Below are 26,850 nucleotides of genomic sequence, written 5' to 3'. Positions count from 1 at the left end.
CGCCTTCGGCTAATTGCCGCTGTTTAGATCGAGCTGTCGGCCTGCTTTAGCAGTTTGATCTCGATCGATTCATTGGAAGCAGTTAATTTATCGTTGTCGTGGTTTTTCAGTGCGGATAAAAGATCGTCGTCAACCTGTAATGGGGCCAAAAGCTCTGCCCCTTTCGCGCCATGATGCTTATGCAGGTAAAACCTTCTGAACCGACCATCCTTTTCACCTAGAACTGCCAGCCGGTCGTAAAGGCCCGGCAACAAAAAACGTATAATAACCAGCCACGATTTAGTAATGATCGTGTTTTTTTCCAGTATTTTGCCAATATCGTGAAGCAGGCCGATCCTGGCCAGTTTTCCCGGTTCAACCTCCGAATGGAGCCGGGAAAGGGCAAGCATTTTACGCGCGACAATAACTGAATGCTTCTTTTCAAAATCAGGCAGTTGGTCAAAAAGCTTTTTTTCTTTTGGCTTGAGATATAGTAATGCGAATTTCTCGTCACTTGGCGTATAAACAGCGAACATCGCGAAATAAAATTGTTTTATCCGGTAAATAAGCCTAGAGAGCATCTATCGCCTTGCGCATTGAAGCGATAAGCTTGATGGCAGCCCGGTTTTTCTTCTGGCCGATCAAGCCGACTATCGCCGAGCCGACAATAACCCCATCGGCAGACCCAGCCGCTCCCGCCGCTTGTTTGGCGGAAGAAATTCCGAAGCCGATCGCGACCGGCAACTGAGAAATCTTTCTTATCCGCGAAACCAGGCCGGAGAGATCTTGCGACAACTCTTTACGCGCGCCGGTCACCCCGGCCGCCGAAACCAGGTAAATAAAGCCCGAACTCTTGGCCGCCGCCAGCCGGATCCGCTCATCGCTGCTGGTCGGGGCGACTAAAAATATCTGGTCGACCCCTGCCGCAGACAAGCCCGCTTCTTCGGGGGGAAGGTCGGGAACGATCGTTCCGTTAACTTGGTAATTTCGGCAATCATTGTAGTATTTTTCCAATCCGTACTGCAAAACCAGATTGTATGACAGCATAAAACAGATCGGAACATTGGTCCGTCGGCGCAGTTTTCCAACCAGCTTAAATACTTTTGGCAAATCTACCTTGTTCTTTAGCGCCCGCTGGTGCGACGCCTGAATGACCGGCCCATCAGCCAGGGGGTCGGAAAAAGGGATCCCTAATTCAATAATGTCGGCCCCCGCTTTTTCCAGGCTATATACCAACTTCTCTGTCTCTGCCAAGCTGGGATCGCCGGCGGTAATGTAGGCTACTAAAGCTTTTCTTTTTAAAAATGATTCTGAAAGCATAGAAAAAGTATACCATATTCCTGCCTGAAATCGATCGATCAACGGATCGATATCAGTGTATGCGATTATCAGTCAAACCAACCCGGCTGTCTATTATCCGGCCACGTAATTTTTCCTCTGCAATACCTTTGCTGGGCGACAATGAACCTGCCTTGCCAGGTAAATATCTCGTTTCAACCAGTGGGGGCAAATTATCGATCGAAAAGCTCACTGCCAGTCAGAAGCTTCCAAATCGTCCCTTTTTTCTTTCATCCAATCACGGCGAGTTCTTTGGGATGGCAACTTTTGCCGCGATGCAGGATCGCATCCCTTTTGGGTCAACTTTGCTTCATTTCGACGCTCATCATGATCTATCAGGCATTGACAAACAAAAACCGGTCCCCAAAACCCAGGAGGAAGCCCTATCGATCGAGTATCCGGAAGCTGATTTTGTTTATCCGCTTTTTTCCAATGGGGTAATTAATCGTTTCTTCTGGGTTCTGCCAATAGGAGTGACCAGGGACAATATGGATGAATACCTTTACACCTTTGGCGGCATGCCCCATAATATTTTTCCAGTAATTTTCAACCCGAACGATTTGACCTCTCATTGCAACGCTTCCGGAACGATCATTGTCAGAAAAAATGACCAGCCGAACCCAATGGTTTTTTTAGGCTGCCTTCTATTCAGCGAGCTCCCGGAGTTATTAGGCAAACTTGATCCCAATTTTACCGTTATAGACCTTGACTCCGACTATTTTGGCAGCCGCCATCCGAGCGATCGCCCCGGTCTGGCCCAATACTTCCCGACCGATCTTAGAAACGGGATTTGGCAATTCTTCCAACAATTCACAAACAACAGGTTTTCCCCGGTTGCGGGGAATTTGGCCCTCTCGCCAGATTATTTTTTCCGAAATGACGCGTCAATAGACAGGTTTGCCGCTGACTTTTTCCTGGCGCTCCGCGGGAGCGGGCTGTTTATTTGAAGCGGGTTTTTATCTGCTCCACATCTTTGTCCCCCCGGCCGGAGAGGCCGACAACAACCGTTTGAGAGCGGTCAAGTTTGGAGGCTGTCTTGGCTAAATACGCGATCGCGTGAGAAGATTCAAGGGCGGGAATAATCCCTTCGGTCCTTGACAACAATTCAAAGCCGACCAGCGCTTCTTTATCGTTAATGGTCACATATTCAACCCGGCCACAGTCCTTCAAATAGCTGTGTTCCGGGCCAACCCCTGAATAATCGAGCCCGGCCGAAATCGAATGGGTGGTTTTTATTTGTCCTTCTGTCGTTTGCAGAATATAAGTCAGCGCGCCTTGCAGCACCCCTACCTTGCCATTAACCAGCGGGGCAGCGCCAGCCGCTTCCACGCCAACAATTTTCACCTTCTCCTCTTCAAGAAAAGGATAAAACAGTCCGATCGAGTTTGATCCGCCACCTACACAAGCAATTAAATAATCCGGCTCCCTTTTCTCCAGCGCGAAATGTTGTCCCTTGGCTTCCCGGCCAATGACAGACTGAAAGTCGCGGACCATCAGGGGATAGGGATGAGGCCCGACGCAGGAACCGAGACAATAGAAAGTATCGGTCGGATGAGCCATCCAATCGCGAAACGCTTCGTTGACCGCATCCTTCAAGGTCTTGCTCCCGGCTAGGACCGGGACAACTTTGGCGCCGAGCAATTCCATCCGGAAAACATTGAGCGCTTGTCGTTTGATATCCTCTTCCCCCATATAAACAACGCACTCCATGCCAAACAAAGCGGCCGCCGTCGCGGTCGCCACCCCATGCTGGCCGGCGCCGGTTTCGGCGATAACCCGGTTTTTTCCCATGCGCCGCGCCAGGAGGACTTGACCAATAGTATTGTTGATCTTGTGGGCGCCGGTGTGGCAAAGATCTTCCCGCTTCAGGTAGATCTTAGGTCCGCCGAGTTCATCGGAAAGCCTTTCGGCAAAATAAAGAGGGGTTGGCCTTCCAACATAATTTTCCAGATAATAATTTACCTCTCGCTGGAATTCTGGATCACGCTTGGCGGCTAGATAGGCAGCCGCGACCGCGGCCAGCGGCCCCATCAGGGTCTCGGGGGCGAACCGGCCGCCAAAACGCCCAAAGTGGCCGGAATTGTTCGGTAATTCGCTGAATTTATGCGCAGTCATCTTAATTGTTATTATAAGTTACCTGAGGTTGAGATTCAAGGAAAAACGATAAAGCCGGGCCACTTCACCGGATTTCCTGTTCAATTTCCTTCATCAGGTCTGAAGCTTTATTTTCCTGCTTTTTTAAAATCTCTTTGCACGTTTGAATATGAGCCAAGGCTTTTTTCAGGCTTTCTTCCAGATCATCGATCCCGATCTTTCCTTCCCGCAGATCAGCGTAGATCTTTTCCAGGCTCTCGAACGATTTTTGGTATTTCGCTTTTTTGGCTCCCATTTTCCTTCTCCTTTGATCCAACATTGCTGATTATTTTACCATCGACCAATTGGGTCGTTAATTGCTCGCCAACTTTTACTTGTCCAATTTGCCGCAAAACCCGCCCATCACCTCCCCTGGTAATGCTATAGCCCAACTTCATGGTGTTTTTCGGTTCAAAAAGAGCGATCTTCTCCGCCAGATGGTTCAGGCTGGTTTCTTGCTGTTTGATCGCTGCCAGTCCGGCCGTTAACATATTTTTAGAAATATTTTCGATCGCAACTCTCCGTCTGAGATGATATTGTTCGGCTTCCCCCTTGATCTCCCGGATCAAAGATCGCAATGCATTTCGGTCCTCTCTTAAGATCAGCGCTGCCGACTGGTTTATTCCCTCGACCAGCCCATCAACCGTTACTTCGAACCACCTAACTTTCTCTATCAGGAAAGTCGCTGCAGCGGTCGGGGTCTTAAAGTTTGAGTAAGCAACCATATCAGCCAGCGACAGGTTGATCTCGTGACCTATCCCGGTCAAAACCGGTAAGGGAGAGTGAGCAATCGCCAGACCGATAGCTTTATTATCAAACCACTTCAAGTCAGTCACCGCGCCGCCGCCACGCACAATAACAATTACGTCATATTCGCCGCTCCGGCGGGCGATCGTTTTTAGGGCGGCGGATACTTCTTGCTCGACCCGCTCCCCCTGGACCGCCGAATCGTAGAGGTCGATCTTAAAAGGATAACGGGCGCTCCAGAGCTCGTGGATAAAATCGTTATAACCGGCGCACCCCTTGGCGGTGATCAAGGCGACCCGGAGCGGGCAAAGCGGGATCGGCAGATGTTTGTTTTGGTCCTGGACACCGAGGGCGACCAGCTCTTGATAGATTTTAAGGCGGAGAAGATGGAGTTCCCCGACCGTCACGCTCGGCTCGATATCTTTCACAATTAATTGGGTTCTTCCTTTTGCAACCCAAAAGTCAGCCGAACATTTTAATTGAACAATAATTCCATTTTCTAACCCTTTATCCTGGCCAATATCTTTTAATTTTTGATTAACCAATAACAATTCATTTTTCCAGCACATCACCAATATTTCAGCAATGACCGTGTTTGATTCGGCTTCTTTTTCACAAAGAATAAACCTGCTATAACGTCCTCCATCTGCTAATTTATAATCAAGAACCTCCCCTTTGACCCAAAGCCCTTCGGGGACAAGGTCTTTGAGGTACATCTTGACGACTTGGTTCAATTGGCCGATCGTTAAAACTTTCTCGCTCATGTTAAGAACCGGTCGATCGTCTCCAGCAATTCCGGATAGTTTTTCGCCTCTGTGACTCTGCCGCGGGCCGCCGCCGCATTAGGGAATGATTTCAAGTACCAGATCGCAACCTTGCGCATCAACCCGATCAGGTTATTTTTGTATTTGCCCCGATATTCAAGGGTATAGGCCAAGTGCTGTTTCAAGACTGCCCGTCTCTCCGCTAATGATGGAAGCTCCGCCGCCTGACCATCCAAATACTGCTCTATTTGTTGGAAAATCCAGGGGTTGCCAAAAGCCCCCCGAGCGACCATTACTCCATCACACCCAGTCGCCAGCATCTTTGCCGCTAATTCAGGGGTAAAGACATTTCCTGAGCCAAACACCGGAATGGTCACCGCCTCTTTGACCGCCTTGATCGCGCCGTAATCGACATCGCCCGAATAAAGCTGGCTTTTGGTCCGGCCATGGACAAAGAGCGCCGCCGCCCCGTTCTTCTCGCAGTTCCTGGCAATCGCCGCGATCCGTTTGTGATCCTTTTTATCATAACCGATTCTTAGCTTGACCGTGACCGGAATATCAACCGCGGCGGCAACCTTCCTGACTATGCTATACAAGGTTAACGGTTCACGCAACAGATTGGCCCCCGACCCCTTCTTCATCATCTTTTTGACCGGACAAGCGGCGTTAATATCAAGAAAGGGAGGCCTGATCATGCCTATCAGGATCTTGGCCGCCCTGGCCATATCGTCAGCGTCGCCCCCGATTAACTGAGCGGCTATTGGCTGATCGGTATCGGTTGTTTGGAGAAGTTCCCCGGTTTTACGGGAATGGTGAAGGAGGGAGTTACAATCAATCATCTCGTAAAAAGCAAGTCTCGCCCCATGCTCTCTGCAGATCAAGCGGAACGGCAGGTCAGAACAACCTGCCAGGGGGGCCAAAATGGTCTTCCCGATATTTACCGAGCCTATTATCACCATATAACCTTTATTATACATCAAATATTTGAGCTTTTTTGCTTTAACCGCGGAATTAATTCCGCGGTTTACCTATTCCACTCTCGGCATTATCCTTGACACTGTTTGTGTCAAGGTTTATACTGCCTTCGTTGGTAGTCTTAACGCCAAGGAGGTGTATATTTGTACCGTTGGCTTCACGATAGCGACAAACCGGTCTACACAATTCACATCGCGGCTGAATTGGTCGGCTGCCACCCGCGGACCTTGCGAATTTACGAAGAAGAAGGGTTGATCCAGCCGAAGCGGACCCCCAAGAACTACCGGCTTTATTCGCAGAGCGACCTGGCCATGGTCAGAAAGATCTCCAATTTAATTGGCGAAATGAACCTGACCCTGGCTGGAGTAAAAGCATTGTTCACGGTCGCCGAATGTTTTGACATTGAAATTGATAAAATGTTCCAGGAATTGCTTGACTGAGTTGCGGCAAATGGCCCTATCGACTATAATCGAAAAGACATCAATTAAAACAGATCGAAAGGAAAAAATAATATGTTATGCCAAAAATGCAAGGTTAGACCAGCTACCGTTCACATTACCAAGATCGTCAACAACAAAAAAGCCACCTACCACCTCTGCAGCGAATGCGCCGCTCAGGAAGGGCTCCTGCCGACCATGGGAGGAGGAAACCTTGGCGACCTGGGGGACTTTGGCTTCCCGGAAATACCCGGATTTTTTGAGTTCCCGGATATCTTTGCCTCTCTGCTGAAGCGGCGGCCAACCGAGCGGTTCTTTGAATATTTTGCCGATTCGGCCAACCGGGCGCTGCAACTCGCCACTGAAGAGGCCCAGCGCCTTGGCCACGACCATGTCCGGACCGAACACCTGCTTCTTGCCCTGATCAAAGCGGAAGGCCTCGCCTCCAAGGTCTTGCAAAAACTAGGCGTAGACATGGTCAACCTTTTCTCCGACCTGGAGTCGCTCATTGGACGAGGCGAAGGAGCCCCAAAAAAATTGGTTCTATCTCCCAGAGCCAAAAAAACCCTTGATTACGCCTACCAGGCGGCCCGGGAGCTTGGCTTCAATTACGTCGGCGAAGAACATTTTCTGCTTGGGATAATCCGGGAAGGAGAAAGCCTGGCCGCCCAGGCTCTTCATAAACGAAAAATAACCTTTGATAAGATCGCCAAAGAGATCATAGCGGAAGCAGAAAGGACCCAGGGGAAAATCCCCGAAGAAACGGGAGAACTTGAAGGGGAGGGAAGAGATGAAGAGGAAGAGCTCCCGCCGGAATTGTCCGAAAATCTGGGCGGTGGACCGGAAGGGATGTTTGGCTTTCCTGGACTAGGGATCGGCGGGCCGCCCCGGCCATCAAAGCCAGCGCTTACGACCTTTGGCCGCGACCTGACCGCGATGGCCAAAAAAGGCGAACTTGATCCGGTCATCGACCGCGAAAAGGAGATCGAAAGGATCATTAGGATCCTCTCCCGCCGGACAAAAAACAATCCCGCTCTTCTTGGTGATCCTGGTGTCGGTAAAACCGCGATCGTCGAAGGATTGGCGGAACGGATCGTCAAAGGAGAGGTCCCCGATATCCTGCGCGACAAGACCGTGATCTCACTTGACCTTGGCGGAATGGTCGCCGGCACCAAATACAGGGGTGAATTTGAGTCCCGCGTCAAAAAAGTCCTGGACGAGATCCTGGCCAAGAAACGGCAGGTCATTCTTTTTATTGACGAACTACACACACTGGTCGGAGCCGGCGGAGCCGAAGGAGCGATCGATGCCGGCAACATGCTCAAGCCGGCCCTGGCCCGCGGCGAGCTTCAGATGATCGGCGCGACCACCGTTGATGAATACCGCAAAAACATTGAAAAAGACCCGGCCCTTGAGCGCCGTTTCCAACCGGTCTTGATAAATGAACCTTCGGTTGACCTGGCGATCCAGATCCTGCAGGGGCTTAGGGAACGCTACGAACAGCACCATCAGGTCAAGATCCCCGACGCCGCACTGGTCGCCGCCGCCACCCTGGCCGATCGCTATATTTCCGACCGATTCCTCCCCGACAAAGCGATCGACGTCATGGACGAAGCAGCCGCCAAAGTCCGTCTCCGGATCTTCACCAGCTCGCCGGAATTAAAGAAAGTCCAGAAACAAATGGAAGAGCTTAAACGGGAAAAAGAAGCGGCCCTGACCTCCCAGCAGTACGAAAAAGCGGCCGCCGCGCGCGACAAGATCAGCGCCCTGGAAAAAGAGGCCAAAGAGCTGACCGCCAAATGGAAGCAGGAACATGGCTCCGAAGCGACCGTGACCGAGGATGATATCGCCAGCATCGTTTCCGACTGGACCGGGATCCCGGTCATTAAATTGACCGCCGCCGAAACCGAAAAGCTGATCCAGATGGAATCGGAACTTCACAAGCGGATCATCGGCCAGGACGAAGCGGTCGTCGCTATTTCCCAGGCTATTCGCAGGGGTCGGGCAGGCCTCAAGCCGCCGCAACGCCCGGTCGGCTCATTTATTTTTGCCGGCCCAACCGGGGTGGGAAAAACCGAGGTCGCCCGGCGTCTGGCAGAATTCCTCTTCGGCACCCAGGACGCGCTGATCCGGGTCGATATGTCCGAATACATGGAAAAGCATACCGTTTCCCGTCTGGTCGGCGCCCCTCCCGGATATGTCGGTTACGACGAAGGCGGGACTCTGACCGAAGCGGTCCGCCGCAAGCCGTATTCCGTTATCCTCTTTGATGAAATAGAAAAAGCCCATCCGGATGTCTTCAACGTCCTTCTGCAGATCTTAGATGACGGCCGATTGACCGATTCCAAAGGTCACGTGGTCGACTTCAAGAACACGGTCATCATTATGACCTCCAATATCGGCCAAAAAGAGATCGTCCAGCAGGGAGCGATCGGCTTTCTGCCGCGGGAAGACAGGGAGGCCTCGTACGAAAAAATGCGCGACACTGTTCTGGGGGACATGAAAAAGGAGTTTAGGCCTGAGTTTCTCAACCGGATCGACGAGATAATTGTCTTCCACCCGCTGACCGAAAATGAGCTTAAGCAGATCGCGGGGATCCTGATCTCTGACATGCAAAAACAGGTCACCGATCGGGGCCTAAAACTGGAAATCACCGAAGCGGTCAAAGAGCGCGTTATCAAAGACGGTTTTGATCCAAAATATGGGGCCAGACCGCTCCGGCGGGCAGTCCAGCATCTACTGGAAAACCCGCTTTCCAATGAGTTGATCGCCGGCAGGTTCAAGGAAGGGGATATTGTCAAAGCGGATGTTAAAGACGACAAGATCTTTTTTGAAAAAGGGGAAGGGCGGGTCGAAAAACCTAAACCGGAATCGACAAAAACGGAAAACACCAGGCTCGAACCAGCCCTTAAAATCGAGTATAAACCGAAACGGGGCCGACCGAAAAAAAGCGAGGCTTAATGAAAATATTAGCCACGCTGTTAATGCTTTTTTTGTGGCTGTCGGCCGCGGCTGGAGCGGAACTCTTTGAATATAAAAATCTCCTCCTAGAAACAAAAAAGAACCAGGCCAGAGACAAAGCAAGCGGCAAGCTCCTCTGGCGCGCGACAATTAAAGTTGCTAGGCTTTCCGATAAGGGGAAAGATTTTATTTATATTACCGAAGATGGTTCCGGTATATACGGGCAAGACCACAAAGAGAAAAGCTGGAGTTCGCGCGCCTATTATATTCACGACAAAACAAGCGTGATCCCCTATCAGGGCAAGCTGGTTTACAAGTCGCCTGATGGCAAAATTCTGGAAACGATCGAAAAGTCATTTGACCTGGCGCAAAAAAAGGTCCTTTTCCGCGAAAACAACAAAGAAACACTTTATGATCTGCAAGGCGACCTAATAGACAAAGAATTGCTTGGACTTGCCCTGGCCAACTATCCCTTCAAAGAAAAACGGGACCTCATTTTCCACCTGCTGACCAACGAACCCAAGATCTATCCGATGACCATTAAGTATATTGGTGAAGAGCCGGTCACAATCAACGGCAAAGAGATAGCCGCCCACAAGATCCAGATGATCCCGGACCTTGGGGCTTTGAACATTTTCGGCGCCTTCGTACCTAAAACATATTTTTGGTTCACCAAAGAGAAGCCACACGACTTTCTCCGCTATGAAGGATTAGAAAGCGGAATGGGAACCCCTTACATCATCATTGAAGCTGTTCAATAGTTAAAAAACTCTAATCTTCATCAATAAATATGTTAAAATTGTATTTATGAGCGACTATCTCCCCGCGCAGCTTGAATCCAAATGGCAGGAGGAATGGGCTAAAGCCAGGCTTTACCAAACCCCGGAAGGGACCGATAAGCCTAAGTTTTACGATCTGGTGATGTTCCCCTACCCTTCGGGGAACCTCCATATGGGACACGTCCGCAATTACGCCATCGGCGACATTGTCGCCCGCTTCAAGCGGATGAACGGTTTTGCGGTCCTCCACCCTATTGGCTGGGACGCTTTCGGCATGCCGGCCGAAAACGCCGCCATCAAACACCAAACCCACCCTAAGCCCTGGACCGAAAAATGCATTGAGCGAATGACCGTCCAGCTCAAAAAACTGGGTATTAGCTATGATTGGGAGCGGGAAGTTAACACCAGCAGTGAGGAATATTATAAATGGACCCAGTGGATTTTCCTCTTAATGTATCAGAAAGGGCTTGCCTACCGAAAAAAGGCGGTCGTCAACTGGTGCCCCAAATGCAACACCGTCCTCGCCAATGAACAGGTTGTGAAAGAGGATAAATGCTGGCGTTGTGATTCAACCGTTGAACAACGCAACCTTGAGCAATGGTTCTTTAAAATCACCGCCTACGCCGATCGGCTCCTTGCCGACCTGGAAAAACTGACCGGCTGGCCGGAACCGGTCAAGATCATGCAAAGGAATTGGATCGGGAAAAGTGAAGGCGTGGAAATCAATTTTAAGGTCAAAGATAACCGCGGCGTTCAGCCGCAGGTTCTAACAATTTATACCACCAGGCCCGACACCCTATTTGGCGTCACTTACATGGTCCTGGCGCCCGAACATCCCCTCGCTCTGGAATTGGCAAAAGGGACGGCACAGGAAAAAGCGGTCCGCGACTACATCGAAAAAGTAAAACACGAAAGCACCCATGAACGGGCGGTCTCGACCGGCAAGGACGGGGTCTTTACCGGCGGCTACGCCATCAACCCCGCAACCGGCGAGCAGGTCCCAATCTGGCTTGCCGACTATGTCCTGATGGAATATGGAACTGGCGCTGTTATGGCAGTCCCGACCCACGACCAGCGAGATTTTGAGTTTGCCAAAACCCACAAGCTACCAATGAAGCCGGTCATTAAACCTCTAAACGCGGATCTTAAAACCGAGGAGATGAAAGCGGCCTTTGTCGAAGAAGGGCTCATGGTCAACTCCGGCGAATTTAACGGCCTTCCGAGCGATGAAGCGCTCGATAAGATCGGCGACAAGTTCGGCGCCTGGCAAACCAAATACAAACTCCGCGACTGGCTCGTCTCGCGGCAGCGCTACTGGGGAGCTCCGATTCCCATTATCTATTGTGAGAAGTGCGGGACGGTCCCTGTTCCTGAAACCGAGCTCCCAGTCAAGCTTCCGATGGACGTAAAGTTCACTGGCGAAGGGGCCTCGCCACTCACCCAATCCAAATCATTCCTGGAGGTTAACTGCCCTAAATGTGGCGGCCCATCTCGCCGCGAGACCGATACGCTCGACACCTTCAATTGCTCCTCCTGGTACTACCTCCGCTACAGCGACCCGCGCAATAGCCAGGAGCCATTCAGTAAGGAAAAAGCCAAACGGTGGTTGCCGGTCAACCAATATATCGGCGGAATTGAACATGCAATCCTCCACCTCCTGTATTCCCGGTTTTTTACTAAGGTCCTGTTTGACGCCGGTTGGGCGCCAACCAACGAACCGTTCACCAACCTTCTGACCCAGGGGATGGTCGTCAAAGACGGCGCCAAGATGAGCAAGTCCAAAGGGAACGTCATCGATCCCGATTACATCGTGGAAAAATACGGCGCCGATACCGCCCGGCTTTTTATTCTCTTCGCTTCCCCCCCTGAAAAAGAGCTCGAATGGTCAGATGCCGGGGTTGAGGGGAGTTATCGTTTTTTAAATAGAGTCTGGAGATTGGTTCAACTAACCCTCACCCCCGTCCCCTCTCCCTCAGGGAGAGGGGTGTCCGAGCAAAGCGAGGACGGGGTGAGGGCTGTAACCCGCAAAACCCACCAAACCATCAAAGGGGTGACTAAAGATATCGATTGTTTTTCTTTTAATACGGCGATCGCCAAGTTAATGGAATTGACCAATACAATGTACGAATTCGGCTCAACTCAAGAGGGGTCAAAAGCTTTGCTACTCCTCCTCTCCCCATTCGCGCCGCATCTGACTGAAGAACTCTGGCATCAGCTGGGGAATAAAGAGTCGATCCATAAACAGCCTTGGCCAAAATATGACCCAGAACTGGTCAAAGAGAACGAAATGACCATCCCGATCCAGGTCAATGGCAAACTCCGCGATACAATTGTCGTGCCAGCCGAGGCAAGCGAAGATGAGGTCAAGGCGGCCGCCGATAAAAGCGAGAAAGTCGCCTCTTTTACTAGCGGCAAACAGGTTGTCAAAGTCATCTACATTCCCGGCAAGATGCTGAACCTTGTGGTTAAGTAGATGCGCGAATTAATTGAGGCCATCCTCCCCACAGTTTTGCGGCCATCCCGTTACATCGGTAACGAGATCAACGCCGTTCATAAAGAATGGCAAGACCAATTAAAAGTCGCCATCGCCTATCCGGATCTCTACGAGATAGGGATGTCTAACCTGGCGGTCCAGATCCTCTATCATATTCTTAATGCCAGGGCCGACGTCATCGCTGAACGGGTCTTCGCTCCCTGGGGTGACATGGAAGCGGCCTTATCAGCTAACAGGTTGCCGCTCTTCTCGCTGGAAGCCTGGAAACCACTGAGCGGATTCAACTTGATCGGTTTTAGCCTAGGCTATGAGCTTAATTATACCAATGTCGTTAATATGCTTAAACTTGGCCGGGTCCCGCTCCACCGAACGGAAAGGGGAGAAACAGATCCGTTGGTCTTTGCCGGCGGCCCTAGCCTTTTTAACCCGGAACCGGTCATCGACATCTTTGATTTCATCGTCATCGGCGAAGCGGAAGAGGCAATTGTGGAAATAATAGAGAAGGTCAAAGGGACCAAGGGACAGGGACCAGTCAGGAATGAGATATTAAAAGCTTTATCAACCATTGAAGGGGTTTATGTTCCCGGCATTAGCCGGTCGGTAAAAAAACGGCACGTAAATGATCTGGACGCTGTTCCCTATCCCCTCTCCCCGATCATCCCTTTTACCGAACCGGTCCACGACCGCGCGGTAATCGAAATTATGCGGGGGTGCAAATGGGGGTGCAAATTTTGCCAGGCCGGCTGGACGACCCGCCCGGTCAGGGAAAAGAAACTGGAAACTCTGATCCAACAAGCAGAAGAGCTTGTTAAGAATACCGGGTACGAAGAGCTCTCCCTTATTTCTCTCTCCAGTAGTGACCACAGCCAGATCGAGGCGCTCGCCAAAGAGCTGGCAAACCGGAACGAAAAACGGCGGGTCAATATTGCCCTCCCCTCCATGAGAACCAACTCCTTTTCGGTTAAACTGGCCCACCAGGTCGCCCGGGTCCGCTCCAGCAGTATCACTATCGCTCCGGAAGCAGGGAGCCAGCGCCTGCGCGACTATATTGGCAAAAAAATGACTGAGGAAAATATAATGGAAAGCGTCCAGGCGGTCTTTGCAAGCGGGATCGAAGCGGTCAAGCTCTACTTTATGATCGGCTTGCCGACCGAAACCGAAGAAGACCTGCTGGGGATCGGCCAGCTCGCCCGCAAGATCTTTGAAGTCGGGCGCTGTCATACCCGCCGGGTCAGGGTCACGGTCAATTTATCGACTTTTATCCCAAAGCCGCATACCCCTTTCCAGTGGGAGAGGCAGATCACGATCAATGAAACCCTGCAAAAACAGCGTTTAATTAAGGAAAGCATTCGCCAAAAGTTCATAGACGTCCGCTGGCACCAGGCGGAAGCCTCGTTCCTGGAAGGGGTCTTTTCCCGGGGGGACGCCAGGCTCCTGCCGGTCATCGAAAAAGCGTGGGAGCTGGGAGCGCGGCTCGACGCCTGGTCGGAGAATTTTGATTTTGACCGCTGGCTCAAAGCCTTTGCCGACTGCGGGATCGACCCAGCCGCTTACCTGCGCGAGCGAAACAAAGACGAAGACCTCCCCTGGGATTACATCGAAACCGGGATCAGCAAGGAGATGTTAGCCAATGCCGCGAATCCAAATTAAATATCGCAAAGGGGAAGAGGTCAAATACATCTCCCACCGCGATTTGATCCGAGCCTTTGGCCGGGCGATCCGCCGGGCGGAGATCCCCATCGCCTATTCGCAGGGTTTTAACCCCAGAATGAAGATCTCCTGGGGCCAGGCCCTTAAGGTCGGCGCCTCATCGGAAGGTGAAACAGCTGAGCTCCAGCTGGCCGTTCCCATGCCGCCGGATGAAATCATGACCCGCCTGAACCGCCAGCTCCCAAAGGGACTTGCGGTACTAGGGGCAAATCTGCTATAATGTCAGGGTTATGTACGCTATTATTCAAACTGGTGGCAAACAATACAAGGTAACCAAAGGGGACATCATGGAGATCGAATTGATCGATAACCAGAGCCAGGTCACCTTTAAAGATGTTCTGCTGGTCGTAGATGGGGATAAAGTCTCGGTTGGGACACCACACGTCAAAGGGGCTTCGGTCCTGGCCAAGGTCGTTGGAACTGGCAAAGATAATAAAGTCACCACTTTTAAGTATAAACGCAAGACAAACTACCACCGAACCATTGGTCACCGGCAGCCATACACCAGAATTCAAGTCGAGGAGATCAAGCATGGCGCATAAAAAAGCAGGGGGAGCGTCCAGGAACGGCAGAGATTCAAAAGGCCAGCGCCTTGGGATCAAATCCTTTGGCAGCCAGGTTATTCCGGCCGGCAGCATTATTGTCCGCCAGCACGGCAGCACATTTTATCCCGGCACCAATGTCGGCATCGGTTCTGATTTTACTCTTTTCGCCAAGGTTACCGGCAAAGTCGTTTTTGAGACCGGCAAGAGAGTCAGCGTTGTTCCCCAAGCCTAAATGGCGAACTATAATTTAATAGTCATCAAGATCGGCTCCAGCACCCTCACCACTTCCGAAGGGAAGCTTGACCATGGCAACTTAAAGCGAATTGTTGCCGAAACCTCCTCACTTATTGAACAAGGAAAGAAACTGGTCATTGTTACTTCTGGAGCAATTATAACCGGCCTGGAAAAATTGAACCTGGGACAACCGAGATCGATCCCGGAGAAGCAAGCGGCCGCAGCCGTTGGCCAATCCCGCCTGATGCGCCAGTATGAAAAGGCTTTTGAAGGGTTTGGCATCACTGTCGCCCAGATCCTTTTGACCAGCGATGTCGTCACCAACCGTAAAAGGCGCGAAAATTCCCGCCATTGCCTGCAAACCTTGTTGGCCGAAAAGGTTGTCCCGATAGTTAACGAGAACGACTCCGTCTCAATTGATGAAATTAAATTCGGCGACAATGACAACCTTGCCGCTTTAACCGCCCAAATGATCGGCGCCGACCTGCTTTGCCTGCTAACTGATGTTGACGGCTTTTACATGAATGACGATCACGGCAATTCTGCTATCGTTCCGGAGATCAACAAGCTAACCGCCTCGGTGCGCAAAGCGGCCGGCAACCCAACAACCAAAGTGGGGACAGGCGGCATGGTCACCAAGCTTCAGGCTGCTGAGATCTGCTTCAAGTCTGGGATCGATATGGCAATTGTAAGCGGCCGACGGAAAAACGCAGTGAACGCGGTCGTCAACGGGGAAAAAGTTGGAACACTATTCCGCAAAACCTAACGAAGTTTAGCCGCTAATTGACCACAGGCCCCATTGACATCTCCCCCCAGGCTTTGTCTCACCGTAACTTTTAAATGGGCATTCCTTAGTTCGGCGTACATCTTTTCAATATTTCCTGTCTCAAATTTGCCAGCGACCGTTACATTGTATGGGATCAAATTAATATGACAATCAAGGTGCCGGCTAATGGCAATGATCTCCTTAATATCTTTCATCCGATCGTTAACCCCTCTTAGCACCACATATTCAATCGTTACCCGCCGGTTCGTTCTTGATTGATAGTCGCCGATCGCCTCAACCACGGTGGCGATCGAGGGAAGACTGCGATACGGGACCAATTGGCGCCGGTCATGGTCAAATGGAGAGACCAGCGACCAGGCCAGGCGATATTGCCCCGGCTCCCTGGCCAGTTGATTGATCCCGGCCGGTATCCCGATCGTTGAAAGAACGATCTTGCGGGCGGCAATGTTGAGCCCCAGGTCGTTGTTGAGATTCTTAGCGGCGATCATCACATTGTGGTAATTAAGGAACGGCTCTCCCATCCCCATAAAGACCAAATTTGTTATTTGGTGCATTTTGGCAAAAAAGTAAACCTGGGAAACTATTTCCCCCGGCGTTAAATTCCGGCGAAAACCTCCGCGACCGGTGGCACAAAACAAGCAGCCGATCGGACAACCGACCTGCGAAGAGAGGCAAACGGTCTTTCTTTCCTCCTCGTAATCCATCATGACCGCTTCGACAATTTTCCCGTCAACCAGCTCAAAAGCCGCCTTGATCGTCCGGTTCCCCTTTTTAACCTGAAGGGCTTTGGGTACGATTATTTGATATTTTTTCTCAAGCCTGGTTCGCTCGGCTAATTGCAGGGTCGTGAGCTCGGATATTTTTTCTTTCCCTTTGCCATGAACGGCGCGGTACAGCTCCCTGGCCTTGAATGGGGCAAGTCCAAGCTTATTGCCAATCTCGATTATTTCTTCAAAACTTTTACTTCTTATATCTTCCATAATTGTATTCTACCATCTAAAAACAAAAAACCGGGAAAACAGGCGTTCCCGGTTTTGTTGTCTCGACAGAAGTGAAAAGGTATGTCATCGCTTCTATGTATATATCGGCAGGTTTTTCCAATAATTTCAGTTTATTTCAAATTAGATCCGGAACACTTTTAATATCGCGCCTTGCCTAAAACCTGCGGATCCGCTCCGGTATTTTACCGTCGGCAAATAGAATTCGCTTCGGATTGTCACAACGGAAGGCGCGGATAACTTCAACCGGCAGATGCGCTATGAACGGCATTAGCCTCCCCGGGTATCTGGCGGCAATTTCAGAGATATAAGGTTCACCCCCTGTACCCAGCCCGCATTGAATATATCTCACAATTCCTGTACAATTATAAGTTAATCTGTATTTGTTCCATCGAGAAATATTAGAAAGGGGTAACTTAATGAAGCTTCGAACAATGTTTCTGCTGGTTCTTTTTGGCTCTCTTCTTTTGGTAGTAGGCTGCGCCCCCTCAAAAACGACCTCCAACGAAAGGGTTGTCGAGTTCTGGGTAATGCCAAACTCGTTGAGCCCGGTTGCCGACATTGAAAACCTGCTGGCCCCCTTCGAAAAAAAGACCGGGATCAAGGTCAAGGTCACCTCTGTCGATTGGGGGGCAGCCTGGAGCAAGATCACGACCGCCGCAACCTCGGGCGATGTCCCGGACATGGTTCAATTGGGATCAACCTGGACTTCCGCCATCGCCAAGATGGGGGCACTGGAAACATTTTCTAAAGAAGCGATCTCTTCTTTGGGGGGATCAAAATCATTTGTCCCGGTTGCCTGGCAAACCACCGGCATTGAAAAATCCGGCCAGGTCAGCGCGATCCCCTGGTTCGTCGACGCCAGAGCCTTGTTCATTAGAACAGACGCATTTAAAAAAGCCGGCCTTAATCCGTCGGAGCTTCAAACCTGGGACGGATTTAGGAAAGGGCTGAAGAAACTGTATGAAGCCGATCTGGTCTTTGACGATCAGCCGATGGCCCCGCTCGGAATCTCCGGCAAAAACGACTGGAACGTCATTCATTCGCTCGCCCCGTGGATCTGGATGGCTGGAGGAGACTTTCTTTCCGCCGACCGAAAAACCTGTGTTCTTGACAGCGACGCCGCGGCCGCCGGAATTGTCTACTACCTGAACCTGGTCAAAGAGGGTTACGTCCCGATCTCTTATCTTGAACTTAATACCGCCCAGGTCAGCGCCAACTTTAACAGCGGCGCCTGCGCCTCCTATTTTGACGGTCCTTACGAAGTTAAAACCTTGACCCGTCCAGCTTCCGAAGGCGGAGCGGGAGGCTCCCCGGCTGCCAAGAATTTCGCCGTTATTGGTTATCCAAAGGGCCCCAAGGGGCGGATGACTTTTGTCGGCGGCTCTTCTCTGGCGGTCTTCAAGCAAGGGAAGAATAAAGCGGACGCCCTCAAGGTCATTCAATATTTGACCTCACTCAAACCACAGGTGGAATATGCCAAGGTCACCGGCTTCCTTCCGGCCAGGATTGAAGCGTTCAAAGATCCTTTTATCTCCAACGATCCAAACCTCAAGGTTTTCAAAGAAGCGGTCTTTTACGGCAGGACTTACCCTGCCATCCCGGCCTGGGGACTGCTGGAGCCGATCCTGACCAGACGCCTGGGGATCATGTGGGACCAGGCGACTGCCGACAACAACTATGACCCGGCCAGGATCAAGAAACAGCTCAAGCTGGCCAAAAAAGAAGTTGAGTCGATCTTAAACCAGCAGCAGTAAGCATCCCGCTGGAAAGGTAAAGGGTTATGTGCGGAATTTTTGGTTATATCGGGCGTAAAGAGGCCCTCCCCTTCCTGATCGAAGGATTAAAAAAGCTTGAGTACCGCGGCTACGATTCCGCCGGCGTCGCCACCATTAACCGGGGGAAGATCCAACTCAGCAAATGTGTTGGCAAGATATCCTTCCTGGAAGACAAACTTGCCCAAAAACCGCTGACCGGAAAGATCGGTATCGGCCACACCAGGTGGGCCACCCATGGCCAACCTTCGGACGAGAACTCCCACCCCCACCAGGATTGCAAGTCTGAACTGGCGGTCGTGCATAACGGGATCATTGAAAATTACCAGGACCTCAAGCGAGAACTTAGCGTCCGGGGGCACAAATTCCTTTCTTCAACCGACACAGAGGTTTTGGCTCACCTAATTGAGGAGAATTTTGACGGTGACCTTCTGGCCGCCGTCCGCAAGACGATCGGGCTGGTTCGCGGGACCTACGCCATGGCGGTCATCACCAAGGCCGACCCAAAAAAGATCGTAGTAGCCCGCTCCGGCAGTCCTCTGATCATCGGACTGGGAGAGAAAGAGCTCTTCCTCTCCTCCGATATTCCGGCCATGCTCAAATACACCAGCCGGGTGATCTACCTTGAAAACGGGGAACTGGCCGAAATGACCATGGATGGGGTAAAATTCTTCGACCTGAAAGGTGACGAGATCGCCAAAGAAGTTGCCTTGATCTCCTGGGACCCGGAATCGGCCGAAAAAGGGGGCTATGCCCACTTCATGCGCAAGGAGATCCATGAACAGCCGAACGCTATTCGCAAAACGATCGCCGGACGGATCCAGCCGGACAGCCACAAGATCCACTTTGACGAACTGACCATGACCAGGGAAGAGATGAAAACGATCAACCGGGTTGTTTTTACCGCTTGCGGCACGAGCTGGCACGCCGGTCTGATCGGCGAATATCTCTTTGAACAATTTGCCCGGCTCCCGACCGAGGTAGAGTACGCCGCCGAATTCCGCTACCGCCATCCGATCATTGACAAGAATACCCTGGTGATCGCCATTACCCAGTCGGGCGAGACCGCTGATACACTGGGGGCGGTTTGGGAAGCCAGAGCCCAGGGGGCTAAAACGATCTCCATTTGCAACGTTGTCGGCTCAACAATTGCCCGGGAATCTGACGGCGTAATTTACACCAACGCCGGTCCGGAGATCGGGGTCGCCTCGACCAAAGCGTTCACTACCCAGTTAACCATCATTTACCTCCTGGCCCTCCTTTTCGGCAAGATCCGCGAAACGATCACCGAAAATGAAGCGACCAAGCTGATCCAGGACCTGATCGAGATCCCGGATAAACTGGAAAAAGTCCTGCTTAGCGAGGGCGCGATCGAAAAGATCTCCGAAAAATATTGCCACGCCACCAACTCCCTCTATCTTGGCCGCGGCAAAGGATTCCCGATCGCGCTGGAAGGGGCCCTGAAGTTAAAAGAGGTCTCCTACATCCATGCCGAAGGGTACCCGGCCGCCGAGATGAAGCATGGGCCGATCGCCCTGATCGACAAGAACATGCCGGTGGTCATCCTTGCCTTTGCCGGACGCCGCTATGAAAAGGTCCTGGGGAACATTGAAGAGGTCAAGGCCCGCGGCGGACAGGTCATCGCCATCGCGACTGAGGGTGATGAGGCGATCGCCCAACAAGCGGATGAGATCTTTTACATCCCCAACACCACCGAGTCTCTCTCTCCCCTCCTGGCAGTCGTTCCGCTCCAGATCTTTGCCTATTACATTGCCCTGAAACGGGGCTGTCACGTCGACCAACCCCGCAACCTGGCTAAGAGCGTCACCGTCGAATAGCCCGCCGTATTTGACTTTTTGCCCCTCCGGGAGTATAGTTATTTTAAGTGAAAAGTCCATTTCTTGGTAAAGATGTTGGCTTGGCACTTAACGTGGGTGTTGAGCTCGCGGTTGGGGTTTTTCTTGGGGCCCTGGTCGGATATAAGCTTGACGAAATGTGGCATACTTCTCCCTGGTTACTGATCATTGGCCTCATCCTCGGAGCAATTGCTGGCTTTTGGAACGCTTATAAGATCGCTGCCCGCCTACTGAAATAATCTTTATTTTATGATAGACATTTTAGAACATTTTCGCGCGCCCGTTTATTACCATCTTCAGCTTCTTGGTTTTGACTTGTCAATAACAAAAGCGGTGGTCAGCATGTGGGTCGTTGTCCTGCTTGTCTTTGCTTTTTTCTGGCTGGCAACCCGCCGCTTATCGATGGTCCCTGGAAAAATACAAAATTTAGCCGAAGTCACCATTGAAATATTCCAAAGCCAGCTTGCCGGTGTTCTTGGGGAAGAAACAAAGAAGTGGTTCCCCTTCCTTTTCACTCTTTTTCTCTTTATCCTGGGTTGCAACCTCTCGGGACTTATCCCTGACTGGTTTTCGGCGACCTCCAACATCAACGTCACAGCCTCTTTGGCGATCATGGTGATCATCGTAGCGACCGGGGCCGGGATCATCAAACACGGTTTCTTTAATTATTTTCGATCGATCATTCCCAGCGGCATCCCGCCGCTTGTTCTCCCCCTCTTGATCCCGATCGAGGTTTTAAGCCAGCTGGCCCGGCCGTTCTCCCTGGCCGTTCGTCTTTTTGCCAACGTTTTTGCCGGACATATTGTCCTGCTCTCATTCATTTCCATGATCCTGATCTTTAAAAGCATTTTAATCGCACCGCTCCCGTTGGCCGGACATGTTATTGTTTCGGTCCTGGAGCTTCTGTTCGCGTTTATCCAGGCCTTTATTTTTATGTTTCTTTCGGCTGTTTACGTGGCGGAAGCGACAAGCTCCGGCCACTAAATAAATATTTTGAAGGAGGAATTGTTATGAGTCCAATTGATTTTGCCACATTGGGTGCGGGGTTAGCGATCGGTCTGGCCGGTATCGGAGCGAGCATCGGGGTCGGTTTGATCGGTCAAAAGGCGATCGAATCAATGAGCCGCCAACCGGAGATGTCCGATCAGCTTAGAACGACCGCGATCCTTTTTATCGCGTTCGTCGAAGCGATCGCCCTGTACGCCTTGGTTGTTTCGCTTCTGCTCATCCTATTAAAGTAATATGTTCGATCTAGAAACCGGACTTATTTTTTGGACACTGATCAGTTTTGGAGTATTGCTCTTCCTCCTCTGGAGGTTTGTCTTGCCTGTCCTGGTCCAATTTATGGAGGAACGGGAAGCTTTTTTTGCCAAACGGCTGGCCGATTCGGAAAAGGTAAAAAAAGACACCGAGGAAATGCTTCAACAATACGAGGTCCGGCTAAAAGAGGCCAACCATGAAGCCGCCGAACTAAAAGAGCAAGCCCGACTGGAAGTCCAGATGCTTAGGGATAAATTGGTAACAGAAGCCCGATTGGAGTCCAAGTCCCTGCGTGACAGCGCTTTGCAAGAAATATCCAAAGAACAGCGCAAAGCACTGGAAGAGCTCCGCAACCAATCGGCTCTCTTGATCACCCAGGCGACCGCAAAAGTCATTAAAAAATCGCTAACCGCGGAAGACGGACAACGCCTGGTCATGGAAAGCCTGGTAGAACTGGAAAAGGAGCGCTCCCCTGGAAATTGAGATCGATTATAAAATAATTTACGAATGGGCTAAAGAAGACGGCCTGCATTGGCAGCTCGAAGAAGAGCTTTATTTTCTAAGCAAGCTGATCTATTCAAACTATGAATTGCGGTTGTTTTTCGAGGACTTTGCGGTGCCGGCAAAGCGCAAGATCGAGGTCTTGCGCGAGTTTTTCACCAAAGACCCATCGCCGATCTTTGTTAAACTAACCGACCTGCTGATCAACGAAGGCCATAGCGACCAGTTAAGCAGGATTTCCGAACGCTACACCAGGTTGGTCTCGGAAATGGAAAAGATCTCTTTTGGCCAGATCGTTTCAGCTTTTCCGCTCGACGAAAAAACCATCGCCCGGGCCGAAGCAACCTTGAACCGTCAGTTCAACCTGACCTTTAAGCTTAAGAACGACGTAAATCCATTGATCCTTGGCGGCTTGATCATAAAAATAATCGGCGGCACCAGGATCGACATGAGCCTGAAAAAAACCCTGATCGAGCTAAACAACTCTCTGGTCAGCATTCCGGTATAAAAGGAGCGCATCATATGACTGAATTAAAAAATTACCATAATATTTCCGAAGCCATCAAAAAGCGGATCGAAGAGTTTGAGGCCCAGGCTAAAGTTGACGAAGTTGGGATCATTTTAGAGTCGGGTGACGGGATCGCCAGGATCCGCGGGCTCTCTTCCGCCCAGGTCGGCGGCATGATCGAATTCCCCAACAACACTTTTGGCCTGGTCAGCAACCTGGAGCGGGACGAGATCACCGCTATGATCCTGGCCGGCCACGTTTCGGTCCGCGAAGGGGACTGGGCAAAAAACTTGAACCGTTTAATGGAAGTTCCTGTCGGCGATGCGCTGCTTGGCCGTGTGGTCAATGCTTTAGGCCAGCCGCTTGATGGGCGCGGCCCGATCAATTCCGACCGCACCAGGCCGCTTGAGGCTCCTGCCCCGGCGGTTATTGACCGGCACCCGGTCAGCCAGCCGCTCCAAACGGGCTACAAGATCATTGACGCCCTGATCCCGATCGGCCGGGGCCAGCGCGAGCTGATCATTGGCGACCGGTCTACCGGCAAGAGCACCATTGCCATTGATACTATTATCAATCAAAAAGACCAGAATGTGATCTGCATCTATGTGGCAATCGGGCAAAAAACTTCAACAGTCGTCGAAACTGTAGCCACCTTGATCAAGCATGACGCTTTAAAATATACTGTCGTGGTTGATGCCCCGGCCTCGGACCCGGCCGCCCTGCAATATCTGGCCCCTTTTGCCGGGACCGCGATCGGCGAAGAGTTCATGTACCAGGGAAAAGACGTGTTAATTGTTTACGACGATCTTTCCAAGCACGCTAACGCTTATCGGATGATCTCTCTCCTTTTGCGGCGTCCTCCCGGCCGCGAAGCCTACCCGGGGGACGTATTCTACCTGCATTCCCGACTGCTGGAGCGCTCCGCCAAACTTAGCAAGGAAAAAGGGGGCGGGTCGCTTACTGCCCTGCCGATAATCGAGACCCAGCTGGGAGACGTCTCCGCTTACATCCCGACCAACGTCATTTCGATCACCGACGGCCAGATCTTCCTGTCGACCGATTATTACAACCAGGGGATCAGGCCGGCCATTGACGCCGGGATCTCCGTTTCCCGGGTCGGCGGAAAGGCTCAGATCAAAGCAATGCGCAAAGTTTCCGGAAGCCTGAAGCTTGACCTTGCCCGCTACCGGGAAAAGCAGTCGTTTGAAATGTTCTCATCCGAACTGGAAAAAGAGACCCAGGATCTGCTGGCCAAGGGCGCCCTCCTCGTGGAGGCCCTTAAGCAAAGCAAACATGAGCCCCTGCCTGTCGAAGAGCAAATCGCCTTTCTCTACGGGCTCTCCAACAACTATTTCAACACCTGGCCAAAGGATAGCGTCAAAGAATATAAGGCCCGATTTTTTGATTATTGCCGGACCCGCGGCAAGGACATTTTGGCCAGCATAAAAACCAGCCTGGATATCGCGCCGGAAACAGAAGCTTCCCTCAAAGAACTGATCATTAGCTTTTTAAAGACGGTCAAATGAGAGCGGTCGTTCAAATAAGAAAAAGGTTCGAGGCGATCTCCAAGGTCAATAAGATCGCCAACGCGATGCAGATCGTCGCCATTGCCCGGATCGGCAAGATCCGCAAGATGGAAAAGATGGCGCGCGATTATGAAACGGCGTTAGGGGACATCGCCTCCAACATCTCAGGGAAGATAGCCGAGCTGGGACTGCTCCCCGCTCCGGCCAAGCCAGTTTCGGGCAAGACCCTAGTCGTGGTTGTGTCGTCAGAGAAAGGGTTTTGCGGCAATTTCAACACCTTGCTGTTTGACCGTTTGACCAGGCGCTATCGGCCGGAAACCACCGACCTCCTGGTCCTGGGCCGCAAAGGGGTCGATTTTTTTCGCCGGCGCTCTTTTTCGGTCGTCCGGGAATTCCCAAAGGTGACTGATCAGCCGACCTGGGAAAAGGTCAAAGCTATTTATCAGGAAACGGAAAGCCTGTTTCTGACCGGTTATGCCGAAGTTCTTATCGCTTACAACAAGTTCAATTCGGTGATCAGCCAGGAACCGGTCTTTGTCCGCTACCTTCCTTTTGAGCGTAAAATAGCGGATAAAAAAACCGACCGCTATATTTTTGAGCCGGCGACGCCGGAACTTCTGGCCGCCGCCGAAACCGACTATCGGGCGGCCCAGCTTTTCCGGTTCCTGGTTGAAAACCTGCTGGGGGAAATGGGGGCGCGGATGATCGCCATGAGAGGGGCGACCGATAATTCCAAGGAATTGATGGATGAACTGATCATCAAACTAAATAAGGCACGCCAGGCTTCGATCACCGCTGAATTATCTGAAATCGCCGGCACGATCGGCGCTATGCAAGGAGGAGAAGAGTAATGAAAGGTAAAATAATCCAGATCATCGGCCCCATTATCGATGTCCAGTTCCCGCCGGACAAGATCCCGGCGATCCGCAACGCTCTCTTGATCAGCTACCATGAAGGGAAGATCAACCTGGAGATCACCGCTGAAGTCGCCATGCAGTTGGAAGGGGGTGTGGTCCGGGCGGTTTCGCTTGAGCCAACCGACGGACTGCGCCGGGGGATTGACGTCGTTGATACCGGCAAGCCTATCTCTATTCCGGTCGGCCGGGACGCTCTCGGCCGAATGTTTAACGTGCTTGGACAGACGATTGATAATCTTGGGGAAATGAAGACCGGAAAATCTTATCCGGTCAGGCGCGATCCTCCCAATTTTGAAGAAGTTATCTCCCGCAACGAGATCTTTGAGACCGGCATCAAAGTCATTGACCTGATCTGCCCGTACGTTAAAGGGGGAAAGACCGGACTGTTTGGCGGGGCCGGTGTCGGCAAAACGGTCGTCATCATGGAGTTGATCCACAACATGGCGACCAAGCACGGGGGGATCTCCGTTTTCTCCGGCGTTGGCGAACGGACCCGTGAAGGGAACGATCTCTGGCTGGAAATGAAGGAATCCGGGGTTCTGGACAAGACCGTGCTCGTCTTTGGCCAGATGTCAGAGCTCCCCGGCGCCCGGCAGATCACCGCGATGACCGGCCTGACCCATGCCGAATACTTCCGCGACGAAGAAGGCCAGGACGTCCTTTTCTTTATCGACAACATTTTCCGTTTCGTCCAGGCGGGGGCCGAAGTTTCGACCCTGCTGGGCCGTATGCCCTCTGCCGTCGGTTACCAGCCGACCCTGCAGGCGGAGATGGGGCGCTTCCAGGAACGGATCGCCTCAACCTCCAAAGGGTTCATCACTTCCATTCAGGCGGTTTATGTTCCGGCCGACGACATTACCGACCCTGCGGCGGCGGTCACCTTTTCGCATCTTGATTCGACCACCGTCCTCTCGCGGCAGATCTCGGCGATCGGCATTTATCCGGCGGTCGACCCGCTGGCTTCAACGTCACGGATCCTTGATCCGTCTGTCGTTGGCGAAGACCACTACAAGATCGCCCGGCGGGTCCAGGAGATCCTCCAGCGCTATCGTGAGCTTCAGGACATTATCGCTATCCTTGGCGTTTCCGAACTCCCGGAAGAGGATAAGTTGATCGTCGATCGCGCCAGGAAGATCCAAAACTTCCTCTCCCAGCCGTTCAGCGTCGCCCAGGACTTTACCGGCATGGCAGGAAAGTTCGTCCCGCTAACCGAAACGATCCGGGGTTTTCAGGAAATAATTGACGGCAAGCACGACAACTTGCCGGAAACCGCCTTCTATATGGTCGGCACGATCGAAGAGGCGATCGAAAAAGCGAATAAACATGAGTAACTTTGACTGCCGGATAACCACGCCGGAAAAAGTGGTTTACGAGGGGGAGATCACCTACCTGAACGCCTCGACCCTGATGGGGCCGACCGGCGTTCTGGCCCATCACGCCCCACTGATCTCCGCCCTAAAAGCGGGAAAGATCGAGGTCCATCTTCCCAACAAGACCTGTCTCCACTTTAAAATGACCTCCGGTATGCTCAAAGTAGAAAATAACAAGGCCGAGGTCTTTTCCCCCGATATTAAAGCGGCTTGATCCCCAGATCGGTCGGGGCGCGTCGGTTTGTCAAAAACCATT

28 protein-coding genes are annotated in these 26,850 nt (G+C 51.7%); 21 read left to right on the top strand and 7 right to left on the bottom strand.

Annotated features, from left to right (window positions below; all coding sequences use genetic code 11):
• Positions 1 to 23: 23 nt before the first annotated feature.
• Together KKF06_05515 and trpA are read right to left on the bottom strand one after the other, a co-directional pair.
• Positions 24 to 560 carry an HD domain-containing protein gene (locus KKF06_05515; GenBank protein MBU1617213.1) on the bottom strand — a complete coding sequence of 179 codons (537 nt, stop codon included), beginning with the start codon at positions 558 to 560 and terminating at the stop codon, positions 24 to 26.
• Positions 550 to 1,299, bottom strand: coding sequence for a tryptophan synthase subunit alpha (gene trpA, locus KKF06_05510; protein ID MBU1617212.1), 750 nt, complete (start codon positions 1,297 to 1,299; stop codon positions 550 to 552). The genes KKF06_05515 and trpA overlap by 11 nt, the downstream gene beginning before the upstream one ends.
• A 152-nt stretch (positions 1,300 to 1,451) precedes the next feature.
• On the opposite strand from trpA, the gene KKF06_05505 reads away from it, so the two are divergent.
• Complete coding sequence (locus KKF06_05505; GenBank protein MBU1617211.1) at positions 1,452 to 2,264, top strand: hypothetical protein; 813 nt, start codon at positions 1,452 to 1,454, stop codon at positions 2,262 to 2,264.
• Here the strand turns inward: KKF06_05505 and trpB are convergent.
• From trpB to dusB, 4 genes are all read right to left on the bottom strand, one after another.
• Complete coding sequence (gene trpB / locus KKF06_05500) at positions 2,257 to 3,432, bottom strand: tryptophan synthase subunit beta (protein ID MBU1617210.1); 1,176 nt, start codon at positions 3,430 to 3,432, stop codon at positions 2,257 to 2,259. The genes KKF06_05505 and trpB overlap by 8 nt on opposite strands.
• Before the next feature lie 64 nt (positions 3,433 to 3,496).
• Positions 3,497 to 3,706, bottom strand: coding sequence for an exodeoxyribonuclease VII small subunit (locus tag KKF06_05495; GenBank protein ID MBU1617209.1), 210 nt, complete (start codon positions 3,704 to 3,706; stop codon positions 3,497 to 3,499).
• Positions 3,645 to 4,961 carry an exodeoxyribonuclease VII large subunit gene (gene xseA / locus KKF06_05490; GenBank protein ID MBU1617208.1) on the bottom strand — a complete coding sequence of 439 codons (1,317 nt, stop codon included), beginning with the start codon at positions 4,959 to 4,961 and terminating at the stop codon, positions 3,645 to 3,647. The genes KKF06_05495 and xseA overlap by 62 nt, the downstream gene beginning before the upstream one ends.
• On the bottom strand, positions 4,958 to 5,920 hold the full coding sequence (dusB, locus tag KKF06_05485) for a tRNA dihydrouridine synthase DusB (protein ID MBU1617207.1): 963 nt from the start codon (positions 5,918 to 5,920) through the stop codon (positions 4,958 to 4,960). Before dusB ends, xseA begins: the two co-directional genes overlap by 4 nt.
• 159 nt (positions 5,921 to 6,079) lie before the next feature.
• Between dusB and KKF06_05480 the strand changes: the two genes are divergently transcribed.
• The 9 genes from KKF06_05480 (at position 6,080) to proB (ending at position 15,862) form a co-directional block, all read left to right on the top strand.
• The gene (locus KKF06_05480; GenBank protein ID MBU1617206.1) at positions 6,080 to 6,376 is read left to right on the top strand and encodes a MerR family transcriptional regulator; all 297 of its coding nucleotides are present in this window, start codon (positions 6,080 to 6,082) and stop codon (positions 6,374 to 6,376) included.
• A gap of 195 nt (positions 6,377 to 6,571) precedes the next feature.
• Positions 6,572 to 9,334 (top strand): ATP-dependent Clp protease ATP-binding subunit, encoded by a 2,763-nt coding sequence (locus tag KKF06_05475; GenBank protein ID MBU1617205.1) that lies wholly within the window; start codon positions 6,572 to 6,574, stop codon positions 9,332 to 9,334.
• The gene (locus tag KKF06_05470) at positions 9,334 to 10,095 is read left to right on the top strand and encodes a DUF3108 domain-containing protein (GenBank protein ID MBU1617204.1); all 762 of its coding nucleotides are present in this window, start codon (positions 9,334 to 9,336) and stop codon (positions 10,093 to 10,095) included. Before KKF06_05475 ends, KKF06_05470 begins: the two co-directional genes overlap by 1 nt.
• Before the next feature lie 46 nt (positions 10,096 to 10,141).
• Positions 10,142 to 12,586 (top strand): leucine--tRNA ligase, encoded by a 2,445-nt coding sequence (gene leuS / locus KKF06_05465; GenBank protein MBU1617203.1) that lies wholly within the window; start codon positions 10,142 to 10,144, stop codon positions 12,584 to 12,586.
• Positions 12,587 to 14,257 carry a TIGR03960 family B12-binding radical SAM protein gene (locus KKF06_05460; protein MBU1617202.1) on the top strand — a complete coding sequence of 557 codons (1,671 nt, stop codon included), beginning with the start codon at positions 12,587 to 12,589 and terminating at the stop codon, positions 14,255 to 14,257.
• Positions 14,238 to 14,537 carry a TIGR03936 family radical SAM-associated protein gene (locus KKF06_05455; GenBank protein MBU1617201.1) on the top strand — a complete coding sequence of 100 codons (300 nt, stop codon included), beginning with the start codon at positions 14,238 to 14,240 and terminating at the stop codon, positions 14,535 to 14,537. Before KKF06_05460 ends, KKF06_05455 begins: the two co-directional genes overlap by 20 nt.
• A gap of 10 nt (positions 14,538 to 14,547) precedes the next feature.
• The gene (gene rplU / locus KKF06_05450; protein MBU1617200.1) at positions 14,548 to 14,859 is read left to right on the top strand and encodes a 50S ribosomal protein L21; all 312 of its coding nucleotides are present in this window, start codon (positions 14,548 to 14,550) and stop codon (positions 14,857 to 14,859) included.
• Positions 14,849 to 15,094, top strand: a complete 246-nt coding sequence (gene rpmA, locus KKF06_05445) for a 50S ribosomal protein L27 (GenBank protein ID MBU1617199.1) — start codon at positions 14,849 to 14,851, stop codon at positions 15,092 to 15,094. The genes rplU and rpmA overlap by 11 nt, the downstream gene beginning before the upstream one ends.
• The gene (proB, locus tag KKF06_05440) at positions 15,095 to 15,862 is read left to right on the top strand and encodes a glutamate 5-kinase (protein ID MBU1617198.1); all 768 of its coding nucleotides are present in this window, start codon (positions 15,095 to 15,097) and stop codon (positions 15,860 to 15,862) included.
• On the opposite strand, the gene KKF06_05435 is transcribed toward proB, so the two are convergent.
• A complete protein-coding gene (locus KKF06_05435; GenBank protein ID MBU1617197.1) occupies positions 15,859 to 16,863 on the bottom strand; it encodes a 23S rRNA (adenine(2503)-C(2))-methyltransferase RlmN in 1,005 nt (334 codons plus the stop codon). The genes proB and KKF06_05435 overlap by 4 nt on opposite strands.
• A gap of 437 nt (positions 16,864 to 17,300) precedes the next feature.
• Between KKF06_05435 and KKF06_05430 the strand changes: the two genes are divergently transcribed.
• The 11 genes from KKF06_05430 to KKF06_05380 are packed head-to-tail and all read left to right on the top strand — an operon-like array spanning position 17,301 to position 26,808.
• Positions 17,301 to 18,638: a sugar ABC transporter substrate-binding protein gene (locus KKF06_05430; protein MBU1617196.1), complete on the top strand. Its 1,338-nt coding sequence runs from the start codon at positions 17,301 to 17,303 to the stop codon at positions 18,636 to 18,638.
• 26 nt (positions 18,639 to 18,664) lie between these two features.
• The gene (gene glmS / locus KKF06_05425) at positions 18,665 to 20,494 is read left to right on the top strand and encodes a glutamine--fructose-6-phosphate transaminase (isomerizing) (protein ID MBU1617195.1); all 1,830 of its coding nucleotides are present in this window, start codon (positions 18,665 to 18,667) and stop codon (positions 20,492 to 20,494) included.
• Between the two features lie 47 nt (positions 20,495 to 20,541).
• The gene (locus tag KKF06_05420) at positions 20,542 to 20,751 is read left to right on the top strand and encodes an AtpZ/AtpI family protein (GenBank protein ID MBU1617194.1); all 210 of its coding nucleotides are present in this window, start codon (positions 20,542 to 20,544) and stop codon (positions 20,749 to 20,751) included.
• Positions 20,752 to 20,761: 10 nt separating this feature from the next.
• Positions 20,762 to 21,496, top strand: coding sequence for a F0F1 ATP synthase subunit A (gene atpB, locus KKF06_05415; GenBank protein MBU1617193.1), 735 nt, complete (start codon positions 20,762 to 20,764; stop codon positions 21,494 to 21,496).
• A 26-nt stretch (positions 21,497 to 21,522) separates the two neighbouring features.
• A complete protein-coding gene (atpE, locus tag KKF06_05410) occupies positions 21,523 to 21,753 on the top strand; it encodes an ATP synthase F0 subunit C (GenBank protein MBU1617192.1) in 231 nt (76 codons plus the stop codon).
• 1 nt (position 21,754) lies between these two features.
• Positions 21,755 to 22,255 (top strand): F0F1 ATP synthase subunit B, encoded by a 501-nt coding sequence (gene atpF, locus KKF06_05405; GenBank protein ID MBU1617191.1) that lies wholly within the window; start codon positions 21,755 to 21,757, stop codon positions 22,253 to 22,255.
• Positions 22,245 to 22,781, top strand: a complete 537-nt coding sequence (gene atpH / locus KKF06_05400; GenBank protein MBU1617190.1) for an ATP synthase F1 subunit delta — start codon at positions 22,245 to 22,247, stop codon at positions 22,779 to 22,781. Before atpF ends, atpH begins: the two co-directional genes overlap by 11 nt.
• A gap of 14 nt (positions 22,782 to 22,795) precedes the next feature.
• Positions 22,796 to 24,307, top strand: a complete 1,512-nt coding sequence (gene atpA / locus KKF06_05395) for a F0F1 ATP synthase subunit alpha (GenBank protein ID MBU1617189.1) — start codon at positions 22,796 to 22,798, stop codon at positions 24,305 to 24,307.
• On the top strand, positions 24,304 to 25,158 hold the full coding sequence (gene atpG, locus KKF06_05390; GenBank protein MBU1617188.1) for an ATP synthase F1 subunit gamma: 855 nt from the start codon (positions 24,304 to 24,306) through the stop codon (positions 25,156 to 25,158). The genes atpA and atpG overlap by 4 nt, the downstream gene beginning before the upstream one ends.
• A complete protein-coding gene (atpD, locus tag KKF06_05385) occupies positions 25,158 to 26,555 on the top strand; it encodes a F0F1 ATP synthase subunit beta (protein MBU1617187.1) in 1,398 nt (465 codons plus the stop codon). The genes atpG and atpD overlap by 1 nt, the downstream gene beginning before the upstream one ends.
• Positions 26,548 to 26,808, top strand: a complete 261-nt coding sequence (locus KKF06_05380; protein ID MBU1617186.1) for a F0F1 ATP synthase subunit epsilon — start codon at positions 26,548 to 26,550, stop codon at positions 26,806 to 26,808. The genes atpD and KKF06_05380 overlap by 8 nt, the downstream gene beginning before the upstream one ends.
• The last annotated feature ends 42 nt before the right edge of the window (positions 26,809 to 26,850 follow it).

Source organism: Candidatus Margulisiibacteriota bacterium, from assembly GCA_018822365.1.
GTDB lineage: Bacteria > Margulisbacteria > WOR-1 > O2-12-FULL-45-9 > XYB2-FULL-48-7 > XYB2-FULL-45-9.
The sequence above is the reverse complement of the archived record's forward strand: the minus strand, read 5'-3'. Positions and strand labels throughout refer to the sequence as shown.

Excerpts from the sequence above, each read along its gene's own strand:
- atpG (MBU1617188.1), top strand. The coding sequence starts at position 24,304 with ATGAGAGCGGTCGTTCAAATAAGAAAAAGGTTCGAGGCGATCTCCAAG.
- trpB (MBU1617210.1), bottom strand. The coding sequence starts at position 3,432 with ATGACTGCGCATAAATTCAGCGAATTACCGAACAATTCCGGCCACTTT.
- KKF06_05455 (MBU1617201.1), top strand. The coding sequence starts at position 14,238 with ATGCCGCGAATCCAAATTAAATATCGCAAAGGGGAAGAGGTCAAATAC.
- proB (MBU1617198.1), top strand. The coding sequence starts at position 15,095 with ATGGCGAACTATAATTTAATAGTCATCAAGATCGGCTCCAGCACCCTC.
- atpD (MBU1617187.1), top strand. The coding sequence starts at position 25,158 with ATGAAAGGTAAAATAATCCAGATCATCGGCCCCATTATCGATGTCCAG.
- KKF06_05380 (MBU1617186.1), top strand. The coding sequence starts at position 26,548 with ATGAGTAACTTTGACTGCCGGATAACCACGCCGGAAAAAGTGGTTTAC.
- KKF06_05460 (MBU1617202.1), top strand. The coding sequence starts at position 12,587 with ATGCGCGAATTAATTGAGGCCATCCTCCCCACAGTTTTGCGGCCATCC.
- atpB (MBU1617193.1), top strand. The coding sequence starts at position 20,762 with ATGATAGACATTTTAGAACATTTTCGCGCGCCCGTTTATTACCATCTT.
- atpA (MBU1617189.1), top strand. The coding sequence starts at position 22,796 with ATGACTGAATTAAAAAATTACCATAATATTTCCGAAGCCATCAAAAAG.
- leuS (MBU1617203.1), top strand. The coding sequence starts at position 10,142 with ATGAGCGACTATCTCCCCGCGCAGCTTGAATCCAAATGGCAGGAGGAA.
- xseA (MBU1617208.1), bottom strand. The coding sequence starts at position 4,961 with ATGAGCGAGAAAGTTTTAACGATCGGCCAATTGAACCAAGTCGTCAAG.
- KKF06_05435 (MBU1617197.1), bottom strand. The coding sequence starts at position 16,863 with ATGGAAGATATAAGAAGTAAAAGTTTTGAAGAAATAATCGAGATTGGC.
- rpmA (MBU1617199.1), top strand. The coding sequence starts at position 14,849 with ATGGCGCATAAAAAAGCAGGGGGAGCGTCCAGGAACGGCAGAGATTCA.
- KKF06_05495 (MBU1617209.1), bottom strand. The coding sequence starts at position 3,706 with ATGGGAGCCAAAAAAGCGAAATACCAAAAATCGTTCGAGAGCCTGGAA.
- trpA (MBU1617212.1), bottom strand. The coding sequence starts at position 1,299 with ATGCTTTCAGAATCATTTTTAAAAAGAAAAGCTTTAGTAGCCTACATT.
- KKF06_05430 (MBU1617196.1), top strand. The coding sequence starts at position 17,301 with ATGAAGCTTCGAACAATGTTTCTGCTGGTTCTTTTTGGCTCTCTTCTT.
- rplU (MBU1617200.1), top strand. The coding sequence starts at position 14,548 with ATGTACGCTATTATTCAAACTGGTGGCAAACAATACAAGGTAACCAAA.
- atpF (MBU1617191.1), top strand. The coding sequence starts at position 21,755 with ATGTTCGATCTAGAAACCGGACTTATTTTTTGGACACTGATCAGTTTT.
- dusB (MBU1617207.1), bottom strand. The coding sequence starts at position 5,920 with ATGGTGATAATAGGCTCGGTAAATATCGGGAAGACCATTTTGGCCCCC.
- atpE (MBU1617192.1), top strand. The coding sequence starts at position 21,523 with ATGAGTCCAATTGATTTTGCCACATTGGGTGCGGGGTTAGCGATCGGT.
- KKF06_05475 (MBU1617205.1), top strand. The coding sequence starts at position 6,572 with ATGGGAGGAGGAAACCTTGGCGACCTGGGGGACTTTGGCTTCCCGGAA.
- glmS (MBU1617195.1), top strand. The coding sequence starts at position 18,665 with ATGTGCGGAATTTTTGGTTATATCGGGCGTAAAGAGGCCCTCCCCTTC.
- KKF06_05515 (MBU1617213.1), bottom strand. The coding sequence starts at position 560 with ATGCTCTCTAGGCTTATTTACCGGATAAAACAATTTTATTTCGCGATG.
- KKF06_05470 (MBU1617204.1), top strand. The coding sequence starts at position 9,334 with ATGAAAATATTAGCCACGCTGTTAATGCTTTTTTTGTGGCTGTCGGCC.